Source organism: Pseudomonas sp. M20 (assembly GCF_045037865.1).
Classification (GTDB): domain Bacteria; phylum Pseudomonadota; class Gammaproteobacteria; order Pseudomonadales; family Pseudomonadaceae; genus Aquipseudomonas.
The window spans coordinates 3,639,458-3,661,072 of record NZ_CP173611.1 but is presented as its reverse complement, the minus strand read 5'-3'; the positions used below and the strand labels follow the sequence as shown (position 1 = coordinate 3,661,072).

Annotated in this window: 14 protein-coding genes; 4 read left to right on the top strand and 10 right to left on the bottom strand. The window is 60.4% G+C overall.

Annotated elements, in window-relative coordinates; translation table 11 throughout:
• From ACI514_RS16135 to ACI514_RS16105, 7 genes are all read right to left on the bottom strand, one after another.
• Entirely contained in the window at nucleotides 1-2,715 is a 2,715-nt protein-coding gene (locus ACI514_RS16135) for a nitrate reductase (protein WP_160057062.1), read from the bottom strand.
• Entirely contained in the window at nucleotides 2,715-3,032 is a 318-nt protein-coding gene (nirD, locus tag ACI514_RS16130) for a nitrite reductase small subunit NirD (protein WP_053118721.1), read from the bottom strand. The genes ACI514_RS16135 and nirD overlap by 1 nt, the downstream gene beginning before the upstream one ends.
• The gene (gene nirB, locus ACI514_RS16125; RefSeq protein WP_160057063.1) at nucleotides 3,029-5,482 is read right to left on the bottom strand and encodes a nitrite reductase large subunit NirB; all 2,454 of its coding nucleotides are present in this window, start codon (nucleotides 5,480-5,482) and stop codon (nucleotides 3,029-3,031) included. The genes nirD and nirB overlap by 4 nt, the downstream gene beginning before the upstream one ends.
• Before the next feature lie 423 nt (nucleotides 5,483-5,905).
• Nucleotides 5,906-7,576 (bottom strand): protein kinase domain-containing protein, encoded by a 1,671-nt coding sequence (locus ACI514_RS16120; protein WP_405122022.1) that lies wholly within the window; start codon nucleotides 7,574-7,576, stop codon nucleotides 5,906-5,908.
• A 7-nt stretch (nucleotides 7,577-7,583) separates the two neighbouring features.
• Nucleotides 7,584-8,795, bottom strand: coding sequence for a NarK/NasA family nitrate transporter (locus tag ACI514_RS16115; RefSeq protein ID WP_095120053.1), 1,212 nt, complete (start codon nucleotides 8,793-8,795; stop codon nucleotides 7,584-7,586).
• Nucleotides 8,796-9,229: 434 nt separating this feature from the next.
• Complete coding sequence (locus ACI514_RS16110; protein WP_007916390.1) at nucleotides 9,230-9,805, bottom strand: ANTAR domain-containing response regulator; 576 nt, start codon at nucleotides 9,803-9,805, stop codon at nucleotides 9,230-9,232.
• Between the two features lie 15 nt (nucleotides 9,806-9,820).
• The gene (locus ACI514_RS16105; protein ID WP_405122021.1) at nucleotides 9,821-11,032 is read right to left on the bottom strand and encodes a CmpA/NrtA family ABC transporter substrate-binding protein; all 1,212 of its coding nucleotides are present in this window, start codon (nucleotides 11,030-11,032) and stop codon (nucleotides 9,821-9,823) included.
• A 223-nt stretch (nucleotides 11,033-11,255) separates the two neighbouring features.
• Between ACI514_RS16105 and ACI514_RS16100 the strand changes: the two genes are divergently transcribed.
• Entirely contained in the window at nucleotides 11,256-12,275 is a 1,020-nt protein-coding gene (locus tag ACI514_RS16100) for a quinone-dependent dihydroorotate dehydrogenase (RefSeq protein ID WP_160057066.1), read from the top strand.
• A gap of 186 nt (nucleotides 12,276-12,461) precedes the next feature.
• Here ACI514_RS16100 and rmf read toward each other — a convergent pair whose 3' ends face one another.
• Entirely contained in the window at nucleotides 12,462-12,677 is a 216-nt protein-coding gene (gene rmf, locus ACI514_RS16095) for a ribosome modulation factor (RefSeq protein WP_003223300.1), read from the bottom strand.
• Nucleotides 12,678-13,209: 532 nt separating this feature from the next.
• Here rmf and rlmKL point away from each other — a divergent pair.
• Nucleotides 13,210-15,480, top strand: a complete 2,271-nt coding sequence (gene rlmKL, locus ACI514_RS16090; protein ID WP_095047738.1) for a bifunctional 23S rRNA (guanine(2069)-N(7))-methyltransferase RlmK/23S rRNA (guanine(2445)-N(2))-methyltransferase RlmL — start codon at nucleotides 13,210-13,212, stop codon at nucleotides 15,478-15,480.
• A gap of 145 nt (nucleotides 15,481-15,625) precedes the next feature.
• Complete coding sequence (locus ACI514_RS16085) at nucleotides 15,626-18,007, top strand: diguanylate cyclase (RefSeq protein ID WP_160057068.1); 2,382 nt, start codon at nucleotides 15,626-15,628, stop codon at nucleotides 18,005-18,007.
• A 119-nt stretch (nucleotides 18,008-18,126) separates the two neighbouring features.
• On the opposite strand, the gene dacB is transcribed toward ACI514_RS16085, so the two are convergent.
• Nucleotides 18,127-19,587 carry a D-alanyl-D-alanine carboxypeptidase/D-alanyl-D-alanine-endopeptidase gene (gene dacB / locus ACI514_RS16080; protein ID WP_160057069.1) on the bottom strand — a complete coding sequence of 487 codons (1,461 nt, stop codon included), beginning with the start codon at nucleotides 19,585-19,587 and terminating at the stop codon, nucleotides 18,127-18,129.
• Between the two features lie 233 nt (nucleotides 19,588-19,820).
• Between dacB and ACI514_RS16075 the strand changes: the two genes are divergently transcribed.
• Complete coding sequence (locus ACI514_RS16075; protein ID WP_160057070.1) at nucleotides 19,821-20,165, top strand: YggL family protein; 345 nt, start codon at nucleotides 19,821-19,823, stop codon at nucleotides 20,163-20,165.
• 242 nt (nucleotides 20,166-20,407) lie between these two features.
• On the opposite strand, the gene ACI514_RS16070 is transcribed toward ACI514_RS16075, so the two are convergent.
• Nucleotides 20,408-21,598, bottom strand: a complete 1,191-nt coding sequence (locus ACI514_RS16070) for a benzoate/H(+) symporter BenE family transporter (protein ID WP_160057071.1) — start codon at nucleotides 21,596-21,598, stop codon at nucleotides 20,408-20,410.
• Between the last annotated feature and the right edge of the window lie 17 nt (nucleotides 21,599-21,615).

Sequence of the window (21,615 nt, the reverse complement as noted above, 5' to 3'; positions counted from 1 at the left end):
TCAGATGACGGCGACTGGCTGCACATCGGCAGCCAGCAAGCGTTTTATTTCCGGGACACAGGAGCCGCATTGCGTGCCGCAGCCCAGATTGTTTTTCAAGCCTTGCAAATCGAGCCCTTGGCGAATACCGGCGCAGACCGCGTTGAGGCTGACGTTCTTGCAGTTGCACAGGGTTTTATCCGCAGCGATCTGCGCCCCGGCACTACCCGGAGGAGCACTCATCGGTGCCAGCAACCAGCGCCGCAGTTGTTCGTCCGCACGGCCCTCCAGCCACAACCCTTGCAGCCAATGCCGGGCGAGGGTTTCGCCGGCCAGGCGAATCGCGGTGATTCGGCCGTTTTCAATGCGTACGCGCTTGCCAATGGCCCGACGTGGATCGTCGTAAGCCAGAACCGGGCCGTCGATCAGTGACAGGCATCGGTCGATTTCATTGAGCAACTGCGCATCCGGCGCCTCGCTGCTGGCTGCGCGTATCAGCAATGCCGGTCGTTCACGTCCGACAAGGCTGAGACTCACGTAGGAAAATGCCTCACAGAGCGGTCGCAGGGCCTCGAAATGCCGTTGAACATCACCCTCAATGAGCGCGAAAAGCTGCCACGGCAGATTGACCGGCTCCAGGCGCACGCCGCTGTGTTTGAGTTCCGGTTGTTTCGACAACGGGTCGAAGGCCGGCAGGGTCAGGCTGTTTACGCCACCCTTGAGAAAGCGGTCGCCCCAGTGCATCGGTAGAAATGCCTGTCCCGGACGCACACTGTCATCGCTGCCAACCGCGACGATCACTGCGCCGCGACGACTTTTGAGGTTGACCAGATCTCCTGGCTGCAAGCGATGCCTGCGCAGTTCGTCCGGGTGCAAGCTCAACACCGCTTCGCTGACATGCCCGAACAATTGCGCCGCCGTGCCGGTGCGGCTCATACCGTGCCATTGATCACGCAGACGTCCAGTGATCAACGTCAGTGGAAAACGTGCGTCGCGCTGTTCTTTGGCGGCGCGATAAGGGTCGGCTATGAATTGCGCGCGTCCGTTGGCGGTTGGGAAAATCCCATCCTCGTACAGGCGTGGCGTTCCTTGCCGCGCTCCGACAGGGAAGGGCCATTGCTGCGGTCCGATCTCGTCGATCAGCGCGTGACTGATCCCGGACATATCCAGATCGCGGCCGCGTGTCAGCCCTTTGAACTCATCGAACAACTGCGCGGGCCGAGTAAACGTAAACAGGCTCGGCTCAGCGGGACGCAGATGTTTCTCCAGGCGCTGTGCGAAATCCACTGTGATCGCCCAGTCCGGCCGCGCTTCGCCCGGTGGGAGGATGGCCTTGCGTACGTGGGAAATGCGTCGTTCGGAGTTGGTCACCGAGCCTTCCTTCTCGCCCCAACTGGCGGCGGGTAGCAGGAGATCGGCAAACGCTGCGGTTTCGGTGGTGCGAAAGGCTTCTTGCAGAACCACAAACGGGCAAGCTTCCAGCGCCGCGCGCACTGAGTTCTGATCCGGCATCGATTGCGCAGGGTTGGTGCAGGCAATCCACAACGCCTTGATCTTGCCGCTGCGCACTTGCTCGAACAGTTCGATGGCGCTGAGACCAGTGTTTTCCGGCAGTTGATCCACACCCCAATAAGCCGCCACTTGTGAGCGATGCTCCGGGTTGGCCGCGTCACGATGACCCGGCAACAGGTTCGACAAGCTGCCGGTTTCGCGTCCGCCCATGGCATTTGGCTGACCGGTCAGGGAGAAAGGTCCTGCACCCGGACGACCGATTTGTCCGGTGGCCAGGTGCAGATTGATCAGTGCACTGTTTTTCGCGCTGCCAGCCGTGGACTGGTTCAAACCCATGCACCACAGCGACAGAAAACTCGGCGAAGTGCCCACCCATTCGGCGCACTGCTGCAATTGCTCGACGCTGATGCCGCATAACTGCGAAACCATTTGCGGGGTGTAATCGCGCACCAGACTTTTCAGTTCGGCGAGGCCATCGGTGTGCGCTTTGACGAAATCGCGGTCGATCCAGTCTTCCCACAACAACAGATGCAAAATCCCATGAAACAAAGCGACATCGGTACCGGGCAGAATCGCCAGGTGCAAATCGGCAAGGTCGCAGGTGTCGGTGCGCCGTGGATCAATGACGATGACTTTCATCTGCGGGCGGCGAGATTTTGCTTCTTCCAGCCGACGAAAAAGTACCGGATGGGCGTAGGCCATGTTACTGCCGACGATCATCACGCAATCGCTGAGCTCCAGATCCTCATAACTGCACGGCGGGGCGTCGGCGCCGAGGCTGCGCTTGTAGCCGACCACGGCTGAGGACATGCACAGGCGCGAATTGCTGTCGATGTTGTTGGTCCCGACCAGTGCCCGTGCCAGCTTGTTGAAGGCGTAGTAGTCCTCGGTCAGCAACTGTCCGGAGATATAGAACGCCACGCTGTCAGGGCCGTGCTCGGCGATGGTCTCGGCGAACACGTTGGCAGCGTGTTCCAGTGCGGTGTCCCAGTCTGTGCGGCTGCGCGCCAGGCCTTTGCCCAGGCGCAATTCCGGGTACAGCGCGCGAGCGGCAAGGTCGCCGGTCAGATGCAGGGTCGAGCCTTTGCTGCACAGTTTGCCGAAGTTGGCCGGGTGCGCCGGATCGCCGCTGACGCCGAGGATGCGCTCGCCGTCATGCTCGATCAGCACGCCGCAGCCGACCCCGCAATAACAGCAGGTCGAGGCGGTCGTCTGGCGGTTCATCAGATGGCGTCCCGCAGGGCCAGTTGCACACGACCGTTTTCGACCCGCGCCGGGTGATGGTGCGCGCAACCGATGTCCGGCGCCTGCGCTTCGCCGGATTCGAGATCGATCTGCCAGTTGTGCAGCGGGCAGGCCACACGTTTGCCGTAGATCAAGCCTTGCGACAACGGCCCACCCTTGTGCGGGCAGCGGTCGTCGAGGGCGAAAACCTCATCGTCGCTTGTACGAAAAATCGCGATGTCACCTTTCGGCCCGGCAATGATCCGCGAGCCGAGGGCGTTGATCTCTTCGAGAGCACAGATATCCAGCCAGTTCATGCCGGCACCTCCAGGTTTTTCACAGGGATCACATCGAATTCTTTCTTCAGTTGCGGCTGCGCCAGGCGTTCTTTCCACGGGTCTTGTTCGAACGACAGGGAGAATTGCAGGCGTTCGTTCAGCGCTCTGCGGCGCTCCGGGTCTTCCAGCACGGCTTTCTTGATGTGTTCCATGCCGACCCGTTGCAGGTAATGCACGGTGCGTTCGAGGTAGAAGGCTTCTTCGCGATACAGCTGCAGAAAGGCGCCGTTGTATTCGCGCACTTCTTCGGCGGTTTTCAGCTTGACGAAGAATTCGGCGACTTCGGTTTTGATCCCGCCGTTGCCGCCGATGTACATCTCCCAACCGGAGTCGACGCCGATGATTCCTACGTCTTTGATCCCCGCTTCCGAGCAGTTGCGTGGGCATCCGGAGACAGCGAGTTTCACTTTGTGCGGCGACCACATGTTGAACAGGTCGTGCTCGAGTTCGATGCCCAGTTGTGTCGAGTTCTGCGTGCCGAAGCGGCAGAACTCGCTGCCGACGCAGGTTTTCACCGTGCGGATGGATTTGCCGTAAGCGTGGCCGGACGGCATGTCGAGGTCTTTCCAGACGCCGGGCAAGTCCTGCTTCTTGATGCCGAGCAAGTCGATGCGCTGACCGCCGGTGACCTTGACCATCGGCACGTTGTACTTGTCGGCGACGTCGGCAATCCGTCGCAGTTCCGAAGGATTGGTCACGCCGCCCCACATCCGTGGCACCACCGAATACGTGCCGTCCTTCTGGATGTTGGCGTGTGCACGTTCGTTGATCAGGCGTGATTGCGGATCGTCCTTGGCTTCGCCGGGCCAAGTGGAAATCAGGTAATAGTTGAGAGCAGGGCGGCACGTTGCGCAGCCGTTCGGCGTGCGCCAGTTGAGGTAGCTCATGGTGCCGGCGATGGTCAGCAGATGTTGCTCGCGAATGGCTTGGCGGATCTGCCCGTGATTGAGGTCGCTGCAACCGCAGATGGCTTTTTCGCTTTTCGGTTTGACGTCGGCCGCACCGCCGACGGTGTTGATCAGGATCTGTTCGACCAGCCCGGCGCACGAGCCACAGGAGCTGGCAGCCTTGGTGTGTTTCTTCACCTCATCGACGCTGAACAGGCCGTGTTCCTGAATGGCTTTGACGATGGTGCCTTTGCACACGCCGTTGCAGCCGCAGACTTCGGCGGTGTCGGCCATGACCATGGCTTTGTCCTGGCCCTGATGTCCTACGTCGCCGAGGGCGTTTTCGCCGAACATCAAGTGATCGCGGATCTCGCCGATGGCGTGATTCTCACGAATCTGCCGGAAATACCAACCGCCATCTGCCGTATCGCCGTACAGACAGGCGCCGACCAGTACGTCATCCTTGATCACCAGTTTTTTGTACACACCGCCGATCGGGTCGGAGAGGGTGATGGTCTCGGTGCCTTCGCCGCCCATGAAGTCGCCAGCGGAAAACAGGTCGATGCCGGTGACTTTGAGTTTGGTCGAAGTCACCGAACCCTGATAACGGGCGAACCCCAGTTGTGCGAGGTGATTGGCGCAGACTTTGGCCTGTTCGAACAGTGGCGCGACCAGACCGTAGGCAATCCCGCGATGGCTGGCGCACTCGCCGATCGCGTAAATGCGCGGGTCGTAGGTTTGCAGCGTGTCATTGACCAGGATCCCGCGATTGCACGGGATGCCGGCCTTCTCAGCGAGTTCGGTGTTGGGGCGAATGCCGGCAGCCATCACCACCAGATCAGCGGGGATGATGTCGCCGTTCTTGAATTGCACCGAGCCGACCCGGCCATTGCCAGCGTCGTGCAGGGCTTGGGTCTGTTCGCACAGACGGAAGTGCAAACCACGGGATTCGAGGGCGCTTTGCAGCAGTTGACCGCTGGTTTTATCCAGTTGCCGTTCCAACAACCATTCGCCGATATGCACCACGGTGACGTGCATGCCGCGCAGCATCAGGCCGTTGGCCGCTTCGAGACCGAGCAGACCGCCACCGATGACCACCGCGTGTTTGTGGGTTTTGGCGGTGTCGATCATGGCTTGGGTGTCGGCGATGTCGCGATAACCGATCACACCGTGCAGGGTGTTGCCGGGGATCGGCAGAATGAACGGCGTCGAGCCGGTGGCGATCAGCAGGCGGTCGTATTCGGCTTCGGTGCCGTCCTCGGCGATCACCCGGCGTTTGACCCGGTCGATCTCCACCACTTTGCGGTTGAGCAGCAACTTGATGTTGTTTTCCAGGTACCAATCGAGGTCGTTGAGGACGATCTCTTCGAAGGTCTGCTCGCCGGCCAGCACCGGTGACAGCAGAATGCGGTTGTAGTTGGTATGCGGTTCGGCGCCGAAGACGGTGATGTCGTACAGCTCGTTGCTCAGCTTGAGCAATTCTTCGAGGGTGCGGACCCCGGCCATGCCATTGCCGATCATCACCAGTTTGAGTTTTTTCATCAGGTTCTCCGGGGAGCTGCGGCTGGCCTCTTGTGGGCAGTCAGGCCTTGCTCGAGAAATTTTGCGCAAACAAAAAAAGGCGTCCCGCTAGTTGCCTAGCGAGGACGCCTTTGTCCTGGTCCCGTTCTCTCGGGAAGCGCAGCCTTCGTCGTTGAAGGTTGAGCTTTATGTGTGTGTTGGGAGAGGTAATGCAGTGGTTGTGCCAAGTGGGGACGGTGGCGGGTTTATTGGGGGTGACAGATTTTGAGGATGGATTTTTTGCACTGATTCGAAGCGGGTTGCTCGTTCGTGGGGCATTCAGGCAGTTGAATTTGTGGTGACTGGGCGGGCGCCTTCGCGAGCAGGCTCGCTCCCACAGTGGCTCTTTGTCGTTCACAAATTCCTTGTGGGAGCGCGCCTGCTCGCGAATGACGCGACGCGGTGTCAGCCATGAAACAACAAAACCAGCAGCACCATATTCCCCAATAAAGCCACCAACGCTATCGTCCGCCAAACCTTCAACGGCTCACGCTCCAGTAACGGTCTGGGCCGCACACTCAAACTGCGCCGCTCGCCCTGTTCCAACACCAACAGCCATTCCTCAGCCGTTTCAAACCGTTGTTGCGGATCAGCCGCCACCCCACGCTCCAGGCTCTGCGCCAACCATTCCGGCAGATCCGGCCGAAATCGACTGGCACTCACTGCCACAGCAAATCGCGGCCGCTGAAACGCTTCGATCTCGCCATAGGGAAAATGCCCGGTGAGCAAGAAATACAGGGTCACACCGACCGCATACAAATCCTGCTGCACATTCGGCGGATCCCCACGAAACGCTTCCGGGGCGATATAGGTGGGCGTTCCCGGCAACGTCGACGGCGCGTCTTCGGACAAGCCTGGGCAGTATGCCAGGCCAAAATCCAGCAGACGCAATTCGCCGTCGTCGCCCACGTGCAGATTTTCCGGTTTGATGTCCCGATGCAGGATCTGCCGCCGATGCAGCAGACCGACCGCACGCAACAGGCGCTCGGCGATGTCCTGCCACTGTGCCAACGGCAATGGGCCTGACTGTTGAAACAACTGTGCCAGCGTCGCCCCGGAATATTCTCGCATCACGTAGTACAAATGCTGACGCTGATTACACGCATGGACTTCAGGAAAATGCCGGCCGGCCACGCGTTTCAGGAACCATTCCTCGGACAGCAGCGCCTGCCCGGCGTGAGGATCATCGGCGCTGCGCGACGGCAGGGTTTTCAGCAACCACATCTGACCTTGCTCATCGACAATCCGATACAGCAGCGATTGCTGGCTCTGAGCGACAATGTCCAGCACTTGCCAGCCTTCGAACGACTGACCGGGTTTCAACGGTGGCGGCAGTGGCCATTGCTGCAAATGAATCAGTGCATCGCCGATATTTGCCTCACCCAAAGCATCCACCCGCACCAGCAAAGCACTGGCATTGTCCTGGCTCCCCGCAAGATGCGCGGCGTTGACCAGCGTCTGCGCGGCGCTGTGCAGATCCGGCTGATCACGCAGAATCGCCGCAATGGCGGTATCGCCGAGTGTCGACCAGACACCATCGCTGAGCAGCACAAAGCTTTCGCCTTCACGCAGTTCGCCATCGAGAAAATCCAGCACCAGATGCTGATCCAGCCCCAGCGCGCGTTTGAGCACATGCTGCATGCCCGGCTGATCCCAGACATGATCCTCCGAGATCCGCTGCAAACTATCGTAGTGCCAGCGATACACCCGGCAATCTCCGACGTGCGCGAGGGTAAAACGCCGACCGCGCATGACCAAAGCACTGACCGTGGTGAGCAACGGTTGCCCACCACCGTTGGCCTGCAACCAGCGGTTTTGCGCGAGCAGCAGGCGATCCAGTGCCTGCGCCACGCTCCAGGTTTCCGGCGTGGCGTAGTAGTCGAGCGCCAAGGCCTGCAAGGTCGAACGCGCAGCCAGTCCGCCATCGGCACACTGACTGACGCCGTCGGCGATGGCGAACAGAAAACCTTTGCTCGCCGCCAACGCCGGAGCGGGCGTGACCAGGCGCAAAGCGTCCTGATTCTCTGCGCGCGGGCCGGTGGCGCTGGCTTCGGCGAAACTCAGTTGCAGGGCCATCGATGCTTCAGACCCGCGCCGCCGTCACTGCCGCCGAACCCCAGGTGGTTCTCCAGCGACGCTTGACGCCGTGCAGGCCAAACCATGCCAACACGCCGAGACTGGCGAACAACCACAGGGCCAGTTGATAGCTGCCGGTGCTCTGTTTGATCGCGCCCATGCCGGCGGCCAAGGCAAAACCGCCGATGCCGCCGGCCATGCCGATCAGTCCGGTCATCACGCCGATCTCCAGACGAAAACGCTGCGGTACCAGTTGGAAAACGGCGCCGTTGCCGGCGCCCAGACCGAGCATGGTGCAGACGAAAAGTGCCAGCGCCGCATAGGAACTTGGCAGGTTGAAGCCGACAGCAGCGATACAGACAGCAGCGACGGTGTACATCGCCAGCAAGGTGCGGATGCCACCGAAACGGTCAGCCAGGGCGCCACCCAATGGCCGCATCAAACTGCCGCCGAACACGCAGGCTGCGGTGTAGTAGCCAGCGGTCACCGGGCTCAGCCCGTATTGATCGTTGAAGTAGCCGGGCAGGGCGCTGGCCAAGCCGATGAAGCCGCCGAAGGTGACGCTGTAGAAAAACATGAACCACCAGCTGTCGCGGTCGCCCAAGGCTTTGAAGTAGTCGGTCATGGCTTTGGCTTTCGGCCGCTCAGGCGCATTTTTTGCCAGCCAGGCGAACAGCACCAGAGTCAGGATCAGCGGAATCAAAGCGAAACCGAAGACATTGCTCCAGCCGAACGCGGCGGCGAGCACCGGTGCCAGCAGCGCGGCGAACACGGTGCCGGAGTTGCCCGCACCGGCGATACCCATGGCTTTGCCTTGATGCTGTGGTGGATACCATTGCGAGGCCAAGGGCAGGGCGACGGCAAACGACGCGCCGGCCATACCAAGAAACAGGCCGAGTATCAGCGCCTGTTCGTAACTGTGAATGCCGATTTTCCAGGCGCCGAACAATGCGCAGATGACGATGACCTGGCCGATCAGCCCGGCGGTTTTCGGCGACAGTCGATCGGCGAGCATGCCCATCACGAAGCGCAGTACGGCGCCGGCGAGGATCGGTGTGGCGACGACGAGGCCGCGTTGTTGCGTGGTCAGGTGCAGGTCGGCGGCAATCTGCACCGCCAGCGGGCCGAGCAGGTACCAGACCATGAAGCTCAGGTCGAAATAGAGGAAGGCCGCGAACAGGGTCGGGGTGTGGCCGGATTTCCAGAAGCTTGAATTCATCGCGCACCTCAGCTGAAAAGAGTCTCGAAAGGAGTCATGCAACAGCAGGTGGAGCGCCGCCACGGCCGCACCACCGGCCCCGAGCTGTGGGGCCAAAACGCAAAAACGCCGCTACCTGATGCGCCGGTTGGGCGAACGGGTGAGCGACGTCTTTGTCGTGGGTGGGGCAACCGCCGTTGGTTACCTGTGCGTTTTACGTAGCGAGATTTGTGCCAACAGCTGAAAGATCAAAAGCCCCTCACCCTAGCCCTCTCCCAGAGGGAGAGGGGACTGACCGAGGTGTCTTGCGCAAAACATCGACCTGAAACACGGAGTCGAATATGGATTCACCGAAAATCGTTCAGGTCGGCAGTATTACTGCGCCATCCCCCAATCAGTCCCCTCTCCCTCTGGGAGAGGGCTAGGGTGAGGGGCTTTTCAGCGGTGAGAACACCTCAGCCAAGCAACTCACTCATCGCAATAATCTGCTCCGCCACCTGAATCAGCTTCTGCTGCCGACTCATCGCCTGCCGCCGCATCAGGGTGTAAGCCTCTTCCTCATTGCAATCCTTCATCTTCATCAACAAACCCTTGGCCAGCTCAATACGCTTGCGCTCAGCCAATTGCTGATCACGCGCCTGCAACTGCGCACGCAAGGCCTGATCACTCTCGAAACGCGCCATCGCCACATCCAGAATTGGCTGCAGACGCTGGGCGTGAATGCCTTCGACGATGTAAGCACTGACCCCTGACTTGATCGCCTGGCGCATCACCCCCGGATCATGTTCATCGGTAAACATCACGATTGGCCGTGGCTGGTCGCGGCTGACCAGCACCACTTGCTCCATGACATCGCGGCTCGGTGACTCGGTATCGATCAGAATCACGTCCGGGCGCACCGTTTCGACGCGTGCGGGCAGGTCGATGGTCAGGCCGGACTCGTCGATCACCTCGAAACCGGCCTCGGTCAACGCAGCTTTCAGGCGACCGACTTTTTTCGCTGTGTCGTTGATCAACAGAATGCGCAACATGTTCGCGGTCTCCTGTCAGCGGCGGGCGAGAAGGGGGGCGTCGTCGTTCAACGCGTGCAGCTTGAAACTGCGCGCGTAGCCGGCGGGATCGCTGCCGTCCCAGACTTTGCCGTCGAGCAACTGGCTGCTGCGCATGTCTGTGCCCCACGCCGCTACGCCGACTGCCGTCGCAGCATCGCGGTAGATATCCATTTGCTGGACCTGACGGGCGACGGCGAGGTAATCCGGATCCTCACGCAGCAGGCCCCAGCGGCGGAACTGGGTCATGAACCACATACCGTCCGACAGATAGGGCAGATTCACCTCGCCGTTGCCGTGAAAACGCAGCGCGTGTGGATCCTGCCAGCGATTGCCGAGTCCATCGGCATAATCACCGAGAAAACGCGGCTCGATGCACGAAAGCGGCGCGTCCAGATATTCCGGAGCGCTGAGCAATTGCGCGGTGCTACGGCGATTCTCCGGGCTTTCTTCGATGAAGCGGCTGGCCTCAAGAATCGCCATCACTAACGCCCGCGCAGTGTTCGGGTATTGCTCGACAAATTCACGGGTGCAACCAAGGACTTTTTCCGGGTGATCGGGCCAGATGGTCTGGCTGGTGGCCAAGGTGAAACCGAGATCCTGCTGCACCGCACTGGCCGCCCAAGGCTCGCCGACACAAAAACCGTCGATGCGCCCGGCTTGCAGGTGCGCGACCATTTGCGGCGGCGGCACGACGACGCTGTCGACGTCCTGCAATGGATGAATGCCCTGACTCGCCAGCCAGTAATACAGCCACATGGCATGAGTGCCGGTGGGAAAAGTCTGGGCGAAGGTGAGTTTTGCGCGGCTTTGGTGCACGTGGCGGTCCAGCGCTTCAGGACTGCTCACACCAATGTTCTGGAGACCGTGGGAGAGGTTGAGGCTCTGACCGTTCTGGTTCAGGCCCATCAGCACGGCCATATCGGTCGGGGCGACGCCGCCGATGCCCAGGTGCACGGCGTAAATCAGGCCATACAGACTGTGCGCGGCATCCAGTTCGCCGCTGACCAATTTGTCGCGCAGATTCGCCCAGGAGGCCTGGCGCTTCAGGTTCAGCGTTAGGCCGTAAGGCTGGGCAAAGCCCTGTGTGGCCGCGACGACCACCGAGGCACAATCGCTCAGGGCCATGAAACCGAGGTTGATTGCAGTCTTTTCCGGGGCATCGCTGCCATTGACCCAGGCCAGTGGCCCTACCGAAGGTTCATTCATACACCGCCACCTCGAAAAAAAGCGCCGCCGCGGACTTTGCGCAGGCAAAACCCGGGACGACGCCATTGTCCTTGCCCGCGTGCCGTCATTGGCCTTGCGCGCTGATGGCAAGGAGGGTGCAAGGCATATGCCAGTGACAGCGATTTGCGCATGCGCCTCGCGCCGCAGGTCGATGCCCGGCTATAATCGCCGCCTCTTTTCGCCGCCCGAGTCATCGCCGCCCATGTACACCCTGGCCCGTCAGCTGTTGTTCAAACTTTCCCCGGAAACCTCCCACGATCTGTCGCTGGATCTGATCGGCGCGGGTGGGCGTTTGGGCCTCAACGGCTTGCTGTGCAAGGCGCCGGCGAAGAAACCGGTGACGGTCATGGGCCTCGAATTCCCGAACCCGGTGGGTCTGGCCGCCGGTCTGGACAAGAACGGCGCGGCCATTGATGGCTTCGCGCAACTTGGTTTCGGTTTTGTCGAAATCGGCACCGTGACTCCGCGCCCGCAGCCGGGCAACCCGAAACCACGGATTTTTCGCTTGCCGGAAGCCGAGGCGATTATCAATCGCATGGGCTTCAACAACCTCGGTGTCGATAACCTGCTGGCGCGGGTGGCAGTGGCGAAATACAAAGGTGTGCTGGGCATCAACATCGGCAAGAACTTCGATACTCCGGTTGAACGTGCGGTCGACGATTACCTGATCTGCCTGGACAAGGTCTACGCCCACGCCAGCTATGTGACGGTCAACGTCAGCTCGCCAAATACCCCGGGCCTGCGCAGCCTGCAGTTCGGTGATTCGCTCAAGCAATTGCTCGCGGATCTGGCCACGCGCCGCGCTGAACTGGCGTTGCGTCATGGCAAACATGTGCCGTTGGCGATCAAGATCGCGCCGGACATGACCGATGAAGAAACCGCGCAGGTGGCTCAAGCGTTGATCGAAACCGGCATGGACGCGGTGATCGCGACCAACACCACCCTCAGCCGGGTTGGTGTTGAAGGCATGGAGCATGGCGACGAGGCGGGCGGTTTGTCGGGCGCGCCGGTGCGGGAGAAGAGTACCAATACGGTGAAGGTGCTGGCCGGTGAGCTGGCTGGGCGTTTGCCGATCATTGCCGCGGGCGGGATTACTGAAGGCAAGCATGCGGCCGAGAAGATCACCGCCGGTGCGAGCCTGGTGCAGATCTACTCCGGCTTCATCTATAAAGGCCCGGCGCTGATTCGCGAATCGGTCGACGCGATCGCCGCCCTACGCTGATCCCCCTAGGCTGACCTGGCCAATGTAGGAGCCTTCGGCAGCTCCTACACGAAATGTGTGTCAGCCAGACAGGCATAAAAAAGGGCTCCTCGAAGGAGCCCCTGGGCCGCAGCCCGCCGTCCGGGAAGGACGTGCATGGTAAGTCGTTACAAATTCAGATTGTCGTGTCGGAATAAATGCCCTGTGTCAGCCGACGGCGTGAAGTTCGTTGAGTCTGTGGATTCCCGCAGTGCCGGTCATACCGTCCCAGTTGTCGCCGCGTCCTTCTCGCCAGCCGTTAATCCAGGCTTGACGTACCGACGGTAGAGTAAATGGGCAAAGCTCACGGGATTTGCCACCAACGCCATATTGATATCCGCGCAAAAATGCTCTTTCCAACGGATCACGCTTAAGTCTTCTCATAGGGTGTTTCCCTCACTTGTTGACTGTTTTGTGTCGCGTTGACCTCAACTGAGGTCTGGCAGAAGAAACCTGCCATGGTGCGGCTCGCTGCCGGCGTGGCGAGCCAAGGTGTTGACGCCGTTGCGACGTCAACCTGTGTTCAGTTCTAACCAATGAGTCACACCGAGGGAATGATCGTTTTGTCATAAGGACGTAACGAAATTAGTGCTACAGCCATAAGTAACGACGGGTTTCATGCACGGTTTTTCAGCAAACCCCGGTATGATCGGCCCCGCGCTGGATGATGGGGTTAATTCTTTAGTGAGAATGACCCACGTTTGCGCTGGGGTATAAAGCGACGAAGGGTCGCTTTAAGACTTTTTGTTGCATCAACTTTTTTATCTGTCCCGGCATCTAAGCTCTTTTAACCCGAGCAGCGGGGATGGAACGGCACACCTTCGTGCCACACGGGCGTTCTTTTAGAAAAGCGCCTGATTGAAAACCGGATCGGCAATGCGTTGCCGATTCACTAGCCAAAGGCTCTGGAAATACCATGTCCGACCGTTTCGAACTCTTCCTCACTTGCCCTAAAGGCCTTGAAGGCCTGCTCATCGAGGAAGCCGTCGGGCTTGGCCTTGAAGAAGCGCGCGAGCACACTTCCGCCGTGCGTGGCATGGCGACCATGGAAACCGCTTATCGCCTGTGCCTCTGGTCGCGTCTGGCCAACCGTGTGTTGCTGGTGCTCAAGCGTTTTCCGATGAAAGACGCTGAAGACCTCTACCACGGCGTGCTCGACATCGAGTGGCAGGATCACATGCTCAGCGACGGTACCTTGGCCGTTGAATTCAGCGGCCACGGCTCAGGCATCGACAACACCCACTTCGGTGCCCTGAAAGTCAAAGACGCCATCGTCGACAAACTGCGCACCCCACAGGGCGACCGTCCGTCGATCGACAAGCTCAACCCGGATCTGCGCATTCACCTGCGTCTGGATCGCGGCGAAGCGATTCTCTCCCTCGACCTCTCCGGCCACAGCCTGCACCAGCGCGGCTATCGCTTGCAGCAAGGTGCGGCACCGCTGAAGGAAAACCTCGCGGCAGCCATCCTGATCCGTTCCGGCTGGCCACGCATTGCTGCCGAAGGCGGCGCGCTGGCTGACCCGATGTGCGGTGTCGGTACGTTCCTCGTCGAAGCCGGCATGATTGCCGCCGACATGGCGCCGAACCTGCGTCGTGAGCAGTGGGGTTTCACCGCCTGGCTCGGTCACGTCCCGGCGCTGTGGAAAAAACTCCATGAAGAAGCCGTCGAACGCGCCGCTGCCGGTCTGGCCAAGCCACCGCTGTGGATTCGTGGTTATGAAGCTGACCCTCGTCTGATTCAACCGGGTCGCAACAACGTTGAGCGTGCCGGCCTGAGCGAGTGGATCAAGATCTACCAGGGCGAAGTCGCGACCTTCGAGCCGCGTCCGGATCAGAACCAGAAAGGTCTGGTGATCTGCAACCCACCGTACGGCGAGCGTCTCGGTGACGAAGCCAGCCTGTTGTACCTCTACCAGAACCTCGGTGAGCGCCTGCGTCAGGCCTGCCTGAACTGGGAAGCGGCGGTGTTCACCGGCGCGCCGGATCTGGGCAAGCGCATGGGCATTCGCAGCCACAAACAGTATTCGTTCTGGAACGGCGCACTGCCGTGCAAACTGCTGTTGATCAAAGTGCTGCCGGATCAGTTCGTCACCGGCGAGCGTCGCACTCCGGAACAGCGTCAGGCCGAGCGCGAGCAAGCGGCTTACGACCAGACCCCGGACGAGCCGCAAGAGCGCAAGTTCAACAAGAACGGCAACCCGATCAAACCGACGCCAGCCCCGGCACCGGTGATCGAGCAACCGCGCTTGAGCGAAGGCGGGCAGATGTTTGCCAACCGTCTGCAAAAGAATCTCAAGGCCATGGGCAAGTGGGTCAAGCGCGAAGGCATCGATTGCTACCGCGTCTACGATGCCGACATGCCTGAGTACGCGATGGCCATCGACCTGTACCACGATTGGGTGCACGTCCAGGAATACGCCGCGCCAAAATCCATCGATCCGGAAAAAGCCTCGGCGCGCATGTTCGACGCCTTGGCCGCCATTCCGCAGGCGCTGAACGTCGACAAGAGCCGCGTGGTGGTCAAACGCCGCGAACGCCAGAGCGGCACCAAGCAGTACGAGCGTCAGGCTGCACAGGGCAAGTTCAATGAAGTCAGCGAGGGCGGCGTGAAGTTGCTGGTCAACCTCACCGACTACCTCGACACGGGTCTGTTCCTCGACCACCGCCCGATGCGCATGCGCATTCAGAAAGAGGCCGCCGGCAAGCGCTTCCTCAATCTGTTCTGCTACACCGCGACCGCCAGCGTACACGCGGCCAAGGGCGGCGCGCGCAGCACCACCAGCGTCGATCTGTCGAAGACTTACCTCGACTGGGCGCGCCGCAACCTGTCGTTGAACGGCTACTCGGACAAGAACCGTCTGGAGCAGGGCGATGTCATGGCGTGGCTGGAAAGCAGCCGTGACGAGTACGACCTGATCTTCATCGATCCGCCGACGTTCTCCAACTCCAAGCGCATGGAAGGCATCTTCGACGTGCAACGTGATCAGGTGCAGTTGATCGACCTGGCCATGGCCCGTCTGGCAACCGGCGGTGTGCTGTATTTCTCCAACAACTTCCGCAAGTTCCAGTTGGAAGAAAACCTCGCCGAGCGTTACGCGGTCGAGGAAATCAGTGCGCAGACCATCGATCCGGATTTCGCCCGCAACACCAAGATCCACCGCGCCTGGAAAATCACGGCTCGTTGACGCTTTGCCGGGTTGGATCCACAGAGCCTTGATTTTTAAAGGCTCCGTGGATCTGCCCGCGCTAGCTAAATTAGTGGCTAATAGCTATAACTCACACACGGTCAATGGGGTTTTCCCGTAAATGCTGGCGTAGTGAGTTGTCTTTATGTCGTTGCACCCCGTGCGCCCAAAGATTCTGGGTTTCATCAGCGAAGACGTCTCGGCCTGGCTGGTCGCGCTGCTGGTATTGCTCGCCGGCGGGATTCTCACGGGGCTGCTCGCCTGGGCCACCCTCAATCAGTTTCAGCAACAAACCCGTCAGCGTTTTCAACTTCTGGCCAACGAACGTTACAGTCGCATCGAAGAACGCTTTCAGGATCAGGAGCAACGCCTCGACGGCCTGCGCCGCTTCTTCGCCAACTCTGAATCGGTGTCCCGCGCCGAATTCGACGGTTACACCCAACCCTTATTAATGCGTACCCAGGCCTATTCGTTTGCCCTCAAGGTCAGCGGTGCCGAGCGCGCTGCGTTCGAGCAACGGGTGCGTGACGAAGGCCTGAGTAACTTCACCCTGCGTGAACTGAATGCACAGGGCGAGCTGCAACTGGCTGGCGTGCGCGATGCCTATGTGCCGGTGCTCTATAGCCAGACGCAAAGTCGGCTCGGCTCACCGTTGGGTTATGACCTGCTCGCGCAACCTTTACGCCGCGACACGTTGCAACGCGCCGACAGGCTCGGCGGTCTGGCAGTATCGCAACCGATGCATCTGGTCAGCATCGAGCCGTCCTATGCGCGCGGTGTGCTGCTCGTCGCGCCTGTAAGCCGCAGTGGCGAGCGCCAATCGTTCGGCTACGTGATGGCGGTGATCAGCATGCGTCAGTTGCTGGCCGACGGTTTGCCGGATGCCTTCCATGACTATCTGTCGGTGCGCATTCTCGACATGTCGACCAATGATCAGCACGAGGTGTTGTTCGAGTCGACCAATGAACCGGCGCCGAGCGACCTGACTGCCACGCGCTTGGTGCGCATGGCCGATCATGATTATCAGGTCGATATTCTGCCGAGCGACGCGTTCGTTCAGGCCAACCATTCGTCGGTCGGCAGTGTGATCATTCTGGGCAGCTTGCTCAGTCTGCTGCTCAGCGCCTTGCTCTATGTGTTGGTCAGTCAGCGCCAGCGCGCCTTGCGCATGGTCGAATTGCGCACACAGGAACTGCATGCCAGCGAACAGGAGCTGCGCGGCACCCACGGTCAGTTGCGCGGCGTGCTGAATGCGGCGACGCAGGTGGCGATCATCGCTACCGACCTGCGCGGTGTGATCAATACCTTCAACCCAGGCGCCGAACAAATGCTCGGCTACAGCAGCGCCGAGGTGGTCGGTCACATGACCCTGGAAAACCTGCACCTGCCCCGTGAGCTGACGGCCCGTGCTGCCGAATTGAGTGCGCGCTACGGTAAAAGCATCCCGACCTGCCACGCGATGCTGGTCGAGGGCGGCGAAGTCGGCGGCCACGAGGCCCGCGAGTGGACGCTGGTGCGCAGCGATGGCAGCCATATTCCGGTGAACATGCTGGCCACCCCGGTGCTCGATGAGCAGGGTTTATGGGTCGGGCATCTGGCGATCTGCATCGACATCACCGAGCGCAAGCGCGTGCACGAAGTGCTGGCCGCGCGCGACGTGCTGCTAAAGAAACTCAGCGCGCACGTACCCGGCGGCATCTATCAGTTCAAGATGGAATTCGACGGACGCTTCAGTGTGATCTACGCCAGCGACGGCATCCGCGAGATCTACGAGCTGGAGCCGGACGTGCTGCTGTTCAACGCCGAAGCGATCTTCACGCGCATTCATCCACAGGACGTTACTCGTGTGCGTTCTTCCATTCGCGCCTCGGCCGACAGCCTCAGCCCGTGGCGCGAGGAATACCGCGTGCAACTGCCCGAACGTGGCCTGCGCTGGGTGCGCGGCGAGGCGACGCCGGAGGAACTGCCGGGCGGCGGCGTGCTGTGGCACGGCTATATCTCGGATATTTCCGACCTGAAACGCGTGGAAGAAGAACTGCGTGCGCTGTCGGTGACCGATTCGCTGACCGGCATCCACAACCGCCGCTATTTTCAGGAACGCCTGACCACGGAAATGGCCCGGGTCGAGCGCGGCGGCGGCGAGCTGTCGGTGATCATGCTCGACATCGACCATTTCAAACGCATCAACGATCAGTACGGCCATGCCGTGGGCGACCGCGTGCTGCAAGCGGTGTGCGAGCGGATCGGCCATCGATTGCGGCGCACCGATGTGTTCTGTCGCTTGGGCGGCGAGGAATTCATGGTGCTGTGCCCGGACATCGACGGCGAACACGCGTACATGTTGGCGGTTGAGTTGTGGCAGGGTTTGCGCAGTGCGCCGGTGGATGTGGTCGGCGTGGTCACGGCGAGTTTCGGGATCGCCAGTTGGCGACCGGAGGAGGGCGCGGATGCACTGTTGCTCAGGGCGGATTCGGGTGTGTATATGGCGAAGCAGCGCGGGCGTGATCGCGTCGAGCAGATGAGTTAGCCGCGACGCTAAACCCTTGTAGGAGTGAGCCTGCTCGCGATCGCGATATGTCAGTCACTTTGATATGCCTGAACTGACGCTATCGCGAGCAGGCTCACTCCTACAGGGGGCCGCGGTGATCAGAGGACCGAAGCGGTCTGCGCCAGTTTCGGCTGTTTGTACAGATCGAGCAGCACCTGATCCAGAACCGACGATGCCCCAAACGGTGCCTTGTCGTTGAGGATCGCCACCACCGCCCAAGTGTTGCCATTCACATCACGGCTGAAACCGGCAATCGCTCGCACAGTATTCAAAGTACCTGTCTTGACGTGCGCTTCACCGCGCATTGCCGTGGTCTTCAGACGCTTGCGCATGGTGCCGTCGGTACCAGCGATCGGCAGCGAGCTGATGTACTCGGCGGCATACGGGCTGTGCCAGGCGGCTTGCAGCATGCTTGCCATTTCACGGGCGCTGACCCGTTCAGCACGGGACAGGCCGGAGCCGTTCTCCATCACCAGGTGCGGCGCAGTAATGCCTTTCTTCGCCATCCACTGGCGCACCACACGTTGTGCGGCTTTCGCGTCATCACCGTCGGCGTCGTTGCGGAATTTCTGCCCAAGACTCAGAAACAATTGCTGAGCCATGGTGTTGTTACTGTATTTGTTGATGTCGCGGATGATCTCCGCCAGATCCGGCGAGTAGGCACGCGCGAGCAGTTTGGCGTTGCCCGGCGTCGAGGCCAGACGATCCTTGCCCTGAATGCTGCCACCCAGTTCTTTCCAGATCGCCCGCACGGCGCCGGCGGTGTAGGTCGCGTGGTCGAGCAGCGACAGGTAAGTCTGCGAGCTGCAACCTTCGCCCAACTGGCCGGCCACGGTCACGGTCACGCTGCCATCAGCTTCTGGCACCGGGTTGTAGCGCACGCCGCCGGTGCATTGTTTGGAGGGCAGGGCTTTAACGGTGTTGGCGATGTGGATGCTGGCAATCGGCGGTTCAACCGAGATCAGTACCCGGCCATTGTCGTTGCGGGCAACAAAGCGCAGGGCTTTGAGGTTGACCAGCAGCGAATCCGGTTTGACCAGGAACGGTTTGTTCTCGTCATTGCCGTCATCGTTGAATTCCGGCAGCACCGGCTGCACGAAGAAGTTGCGGTCGAGGATCAGGTCGCCGGTGATCTGGGTCACGCCGTTGGCGCGCAGGTCGCGCATCAGCAGCCAGAGTTTTTCCATGTTCAGCTTCGGATCGCCGCCACCCTTGAGGTAGAGGTTGCCGTTGAGGATGCCGCCATTGAGGTCGCCGTCGGTGTAGAACTCGGTCTTCCATTGATGATTGGGGCCGAGCATTTCCAGCGCCGCGTAGGTAGTCACCAGTTTCATGGTCGAGGCCGGGTTGACCGAAACGTCGGCATTGAACACGGTCGGCGTGCCCGGGCCGTCGAGCGGCACCATCACCAGCGACAGGGCGCTGGGCTGCAATTTGCTCGCCTTGAGGGCTTTTTCAACGTTGGGGGTCAGGGAAGTATTGATGGTGGCAGCAGAAACAGGCAGGGCCAGAGGCAGAAGAAGGCCAGCGAGCAATAGAGGACGCAACGATTTGATCATATGAAATAAAACCCTACAGTCGAGGGGAAAATAACGAGGACATGGATGAAAAAGCCCTCAGCGGTCATGAAAGTGTCGGCATTATGCCCCAAGGTGTTACAGCTTGTGCCTTGTCGGGGCCGGCCAATACGTTATTTTTTTACAGGCGGTCGGCTTCAGGGGCCAGAGAGTCGGGCAATCGACGGCTTAAACTGGTAAAGTGCCGGCCGTTAATACTTATGAGGATTGTTCCAATGGCGACTAACCGTTCCCAGCGTCTGCGCAAAAAACTGTGCGTTGATGAATTTCAAGAGCTGGGTTTCGAACTGAACCTGGACTTCAAAGAAGACTTGTCCGAAGAAGCCATTGACGCTTTCCTCGAAGCCTTCATCAAAGAAGCCATGGAAGCCAATGGTCTGGGTTATGTTGGCGGCGACGACTTCGGTCTGGTTTGCCTGCAGAAGCGTGGCTCGGTCAACGAAGAGCAGCGCGCTGCCGTTGAAGCCTGGCTGAAAACCCGCTCCGAGCTGACCAAGTATGACGTCAGCCCGTTGCTGGACGTTTGGTATCCGGAAAAGCCGATCAACGCGGCTAAGTGATACTGAAAAAAACGGCGACCTGAGGGTCGCCGTTTTTTTTCGTCTGGGGTTTGGGGGGGCGGTTTGGGATTTGTGGTGAGTCTACCCCTCACCCCAGCCCTCTCCCCCTGGAGAGGGAGCCGACTTGTGGGCTGTTCAAAATTTGAGTTCGACTCGGTATCCCGCGTCGCTATAACTCCCGCATACAACGCGGTCAGTCCCCTCTCCCTCCGGGAGAGGGCTAGGGTGAGGGGCTTTTGACCTTAAGCTTTGCGCCAATTGAGGATCAGCAAGGTCAGCACCCCCGCAACAATCCCCCAAAACGCCGAACCAATGGAAAACAGCGTCAACCCCGAGGCCGTGACCATAAAGGTGATCAACGCCGCTTCCCGTTCCTTCACCTCGGTCATGGCAATGCTTAAACCATTGATGATCGAACCGAACAACGCCAGCGCCGCAATCGACAGCACCAGTTCCTTCGGCAGCGCGGCAAACAATGCCGCCAATGTCGCGCCGAACACCCCGGCAATCCCGTAGAAAATCCCGCACCAGACCGCCGCGGTGTAGCGCTTGTTGCGATCTTCATGGGCGTGCGGCCCGGTGCAGATCGCTGCGCTGATGGCCGCCAGGTTGATGCCGTGGGAGCCGAACGGCGCCAGCAGCAGCGAGGCGATACCGGTGGTGGTGATCAGCGGCGAGGCCGGTACGTTGTAGCCATCGGCGCGCAGGACAGCGATGCCGGGCATGTTCTGCGAGGTCATCGCGACCACGAACAATGGAATGCCGATGCTGATGGTCGCCGCCAGCGAGAAGTGCGGCGTCGTCCATACCGGCGTCGCCACTTCCAGATGAAAACCGCTGAAATCCAGCAAGCCCATGAAGCCCGACAGCGCGGTGCCGATCAGCAGCGCGGCGAGCACGGCGTAGCGCGGTGACAGACGCTTGACCAGCAGATAGGTAAAAAACATCCCCAGTACCAGCCCGGTACGATGCTGCGCGGCGACGAAGATTTCGCTGCCGATCTTGAACAGAATCCCTGCCAGCAATGCCGCCGCCAAAGAGGCCGGAATCTTTTTTACCAGCCGCTCGAAGCTGCCGGTCAGCCCGCAGATCGTCACCAGCACCGCGCAAGTGATGTAGGCGCCGATGGCCTCGCCATAGCTGACACCGCCAAGACTGGTGATCAGCAGGGCCGCGCCGGGCGTCGACCAGGCGATGGTGATCGGCGTGCGATAGCGCAGCGACAGACCGATCGAACACACTGCCATGCCAATGGAAATCGCCCAGATCCACGAAGAAATCTGGCCGCTGGTCAGGCCCGCCGCTTGCCCGGCCTGGAACATCAGCACCAGTGAGCTGGTGTAGCCGGTCATCATCGCAATGAAACCGGCGACGATCGCCGAGGGCGAGGTGTCGGCCAGAGGGCGCAGTCGAGTGTGGGTGGCGTCGTTCATGACAACGGTGTTCCTTA

What these genes read in the sequence shown, in the direction of transcription:
- ACI514_RS16075 (WP_160057070.1), top strand. Translation starts at nt 19,821, where the DNA reads ATGGCGACTAACCGTTCCCAGCGTCTGCGCAAAAAACTGTGCGTTGAT.
- ACI514_RS16120 (WP_405122022.1), bottom strand. Translation starts at nt 7,576, where the DNA reads ATGGCCCTGCAACTGAGTTTCGCCGAAGCCAGCGCCACCGGCCCGCGC.
- ACI514_RS16115 (WP_095120053.1), bottom strand. Translation starts at nt 8,795, where the DNA reads ATGAATTCAAGCTTCTGGAAATCCGGCCACACCCCGACCCTGTTCGCG.
- rmf (WP_003223300.1), bottom strand. Translation starts at nt 12,677, where the DNA reads ATGAGAAGACTTAAGCGTGATCCGTTGGAAAGAGCATTTTTGCGCGGA.
- nirD (WP_053118721.1), bottom strand. Translation starts at nt 3,032, where the DNA reads ATGAACTGGCTGGATATCTGTGCTCTCGAAGAGATCAACGCCCTCGGC.
- ACI514_RS16110 (WP_007916390.1), bottom strand. Translation starts at nt 9,805, where the DNA reads ATGTTGCGCATTCTGTTGATCAACGACACAGCGAAAAAAGTCGGTCGC.
- ACI514_RS16135 (WP_160057062.1), bottom strand. Translation starts at nt 2,715, where the DNA reads ATGAACCGCCAGACGACCGCCTCGACCTGCTGTTATTGCGGGGTCGGC.
- dacB (WP_160057069.1), bottom strand. Translation starts at nt 19,587, where the DNA reads ATGATCAAATCGTTGCGTCCTCTATTGCTCGCTGGCCTTCTTCTGCCT.
- ACI514_RS16100 (WP_160057066.1), top strand. Translation starts at nt 11,256, where the DNA reads ATGTACACCCTGGCCCGTCAGCTGTTGTTCAAACTTTCCCCGGAAACC.
- ACI514_RS16105 (WP_405122021.1), bottom strand. Translation starts at nt 11,032, where the DNA reads ATGAATGAACCTTCGGTAGGGCCACTGGCCTGGGTCAATGGCAGCGAT.
- ACI514_RS16070 (WP_160057071.1), bottom strand. Translation starts at nt 21,598, where the DNA reads ATGAACGACGCCACCCACACTCGACTGCGCCCTCTGGCCGACACCTCG.
- ACI514_RS16085 (WP_160057068.1), top strand. Translation starts at nt 15,626, where the DNA reads ATGTCGTTGCACCCCGTGCGCCCAAAGATTCTGGGTTTCATCAGCGAA.
- nirB (WP_160057063.1), bottom strand. Translation starts at nt 5,482, where the DNA reads ATGAAAAAACTCAAACTGGTGATGATCGGCAATGGCATGGCCGGGGTC.
- rlmKL (WP_095047738.1), top strand. Translation starts at nt 13,210, where the DNA reads ATGTCCGACCGTTTCGAACTCTTCCTCACTTGCCCTAAAGGCCTTGAA.